This is a genomic window from Borreliella afzelii (genome assembly GCF_014202295.1).
GTDB lineage: Bacteria > Spirochaetota > Spirochaetia > Borreliales > Borreliaceae > Borreliella > Borreliella afzelii.
This window is the reverse complement of the sequence record NZ_JACHGM010000031.1, coordinates 1-2,528: the sequence shown is the minus strand read 5'-3', so window position 1 is coordinate 2,528 and position 2,528 is coordinate 1. Positions and strand designations below refer to the sequence as shown.

The 2,528-nt window shown below is 24.0% G+C and carries 4 protein-coding genes; all 4 read right to left on the bottom strand.

The window, feature by feature from the left end:
* Nucleotides 1–531 precede the first annotated feature (531 nt).
* A complete protein-coding gene (bdr, locus tag HNP63_RS06580; RefSeq protein ID WP_012579164.1) occupies nt 532–1,098 on the bottom strand; it encodes a Bdr family repetitive protein in 567 nt (188 codons plus the stop codon).
* Nucleotides 1,099–1,111: 13 nt separating this feature from the next.
* Nucleotides 1,112–1,636 (bottom strand): chromosome replication/partitioning protein, encoded by a 525-nt coding sequence (locus tag HNP63_RS06575; protein ID WP_006434263.1) that lies wholly within the window; start codon nt 1,634–1,636, stop codon nt 1,112–1,114.
* Between the two features lie 58 nt (nt 1,637–1,694).
* The gene (locus HNP63_RS06570) at nt 1,695–2,468 is read right to left on the bottom strand and encodes a ParA family protein (protein ID WP_012579189.1); all 774 of its coding nucleotides are present in this window, start codon (nt 2,466–2,468) and stop codon (nt 1,695–1,697) included.
* Nucleotides 2,444–2,528: DUF226 domain-containing protein (locus HNP63_RS06565; RefSeq protein WP_183227688.1), on the bottom strand; the 85-nt coding region annotated here is incomplete at its 5' end. The genes HNP63_RS06565 and HNP63_RS06570, both read right to left, overlap by 25 nt.

Here is a 2,528-nt window from a genome sequence, read left to right as displayed (position 1 = left end):
TTGTCAACTTATTTATAAAAATTTTACAAAAAAAGTAAGACTTAACTAAATTCTCTTGTTAAAGAACTAGTTAAGTCCACCAAAATGTAACCTTTATTTTATATATGCAATATAGAGATCATATTATGCAATATTTATTATATTGCAAAAACTGTTTTTACCAAGTTTTATACAGAAAATTTTTGAAAAAAATGAGGGCTTAGCCTGATTCTCTACTAAAAGAATATAGCTATGCACTCACTTAATTGGACTATATTTGATATAATGAAGTTTTTAGCAATACATATATATGTATACCAAAAACTATTTTTATCAACTTTTTTTTTAAAAAAATTCAACAATTAAGTATTACCCAATTTAAAATTAAAATCAATTTGTCTTTTTACAAAAAAAGAACTTGTTTAAAGTCTTTTGTTAAAAAGTTCGAATAAGTTCTAATTTAAAATAGAGCAAAAATAAAATGTTATTTTTTAGTAATGTTCATCAGTATTATAATATACTGCTTAAAAAAACAAATTTATGTATTATTCATTATTTAATAAATTGTAAATATTTCATAAATAAAGCATTTAAAATTGGTCCAAGAATTGCGGCTGTTAATATCATAAAATGTATTAATCTGTTTCCCATATTGAGATCTTTACGCAAATTCTTTTCTATAAAATCTATTTTGGTATTAACACTATCTATTTTAGTATTCAAACTATCTATTTTATAGTTTAAATTCTTTTCTACATTGTCTATTTTCGCATTAAGTTCGTTTTTTACGTTGTCTATCTTAGTATTTACACTATCTATTTTCGCATTAAGTTCGTTTTTTACGTTGTCTATCTTAGTATTTACACTATCTATTTTCGCATTAAGTTCGTTTTTTACACTATCTATTTTCGCATCTAAGCTAGATATATCTTTTTGAAGGTTTTTTTCTACATTAATGATTTGTTGTTCTAAAGAATTCATTTTTTCTTTTAAAACTTCAAAATTGTAATTATCGTTCTGAAGTAAAACAAAATCTATTGTCTCTTCGCTAAACCCTTTATTTAAAAATTCTAACCTTATATTTTCTATTTTAAGAGCATTGTGGGCTAAATTACTCATAAAATCCCCTTTATTATCCTTTTAATTCTTTATATTTTTTAAAAAGTTTATTAAGAAAATCTTTTTGATTTTCAAAAATCTCATCCATCATAAAACTTGTAAATTTTGCATGTTTTTTATAAAAATCATAGCTTTCTTGTTTTTTAAGCTGAAATCTTAGGGGTTTTATCCAATTTTGTTTGGATTTTTTTATTGTTATGCTTTCTTTATTTCTTAGTACAAAAAGAGTTTGTCTAAATCCGTTTTGTACTAAAAATTCTTCCTCTATTATTCCCTCTTCTATCGCATTGGCAATTCTTAAATAATCATAGGCTTGAGTTTTTGCCAATTTATAGTCTTTTGTAAAATCTTCAAAACTTTTATATCCATCTAGCTTGTAATATTCATTATCTTTAATCTCTTTTAAAATTTTCATTGTTTCCAATCTAGAACAAATTTCAGATTTAACATTAATCGTTAATTGAGATTTTAACGATTTATACCTAACTATAACATCATTATCATTAGATAAATTTCTTTTATTTAATTGTATATTCATATATAAATCACCTCATATTTTTTTCCGGCACCGGAATTTTTTTTTAAAGAACATTTTTTTATATGCGCCATCCATAAGATGGCATAGCCTGCATCTTATTTAAAAAACATTCAAGAATTTTTTTATACTCACAAACATAATCTTTATCTAAATCAAATTTATCATTTTCTGCTATTCTCCTATTTAAATCTTCTCTTTCAGATATAATCCCTAAATAATCTTCTCTTAATTGTAAAATGTCTAGTAATTGTTTATGAGTATTATTTTTTTTAAATCGTGTTACCAATGTAAAAATGGGCGCATTTGTTCCTATTTTTCTTAAATAAAACTCTAAAAGATCCAAACTCTCAACTGCCCATTTTTCAGCGGTTATCGGTACTAAAACATATTGACTACTTACTAAAGCGTTTGTCAAAGTGAAATCTAAACTTGGTGGAGTATCTATTATTATATAATCATAATTGTCTTGTATAGATTCTAACTTCTTTTTTAACCTTAATTCCTTAAACGGAATTGCTTCTTGATTAAATTTATGTAAACTTAAATAACTAGGTATTAGATCTAAATTATTATCAATATTGATAATAACATCTCTTATTCCTAAAGCACCTTCCCTTAATATTTCATATATATTAGAATTTTCTAAATTAACATTTTTGTTTTGTATATTATTGAAATAAAAACTGGTTATTGATGCTTGAGTATCTATATCTATTAAAAGAATTTTTTTTGACTTTGCTAAAAGAGTGGCAAGAATTATTGAAGTTGTGCTTTTACCTACACCGCCCTTAAGACTGGCAATTGTTATTATTTTAGGTTTTTTAGTATCCATTTTGTTAACGGTCCTTGTTCTGGGTATTTTTTCCCATAAAATTCATATACTTGTTTTTCT

Coding starts and splice junctions, on each gene's coding strand:
- HNP63_RS06570 (WP_012579189.1), bottom strand. CDS start 2,468: ATGGATACTAAAAAACCTAAAATAATAACAATTGCCAGTCTTAAGGGC.
- bdr (WP_012579164.1), bottom strand. CDS start 1,098: ATGAGTAATTTAGCCCACAATGCTCTTAAAATAGAAAATATAAGGTTA.
- HNP63_RS06575 (WP_006434263.1), bottom strand. CDS start 1,636: ATGAATATACAATTAAATAAAAGAAATTTATCTAATGATAATGATGTT.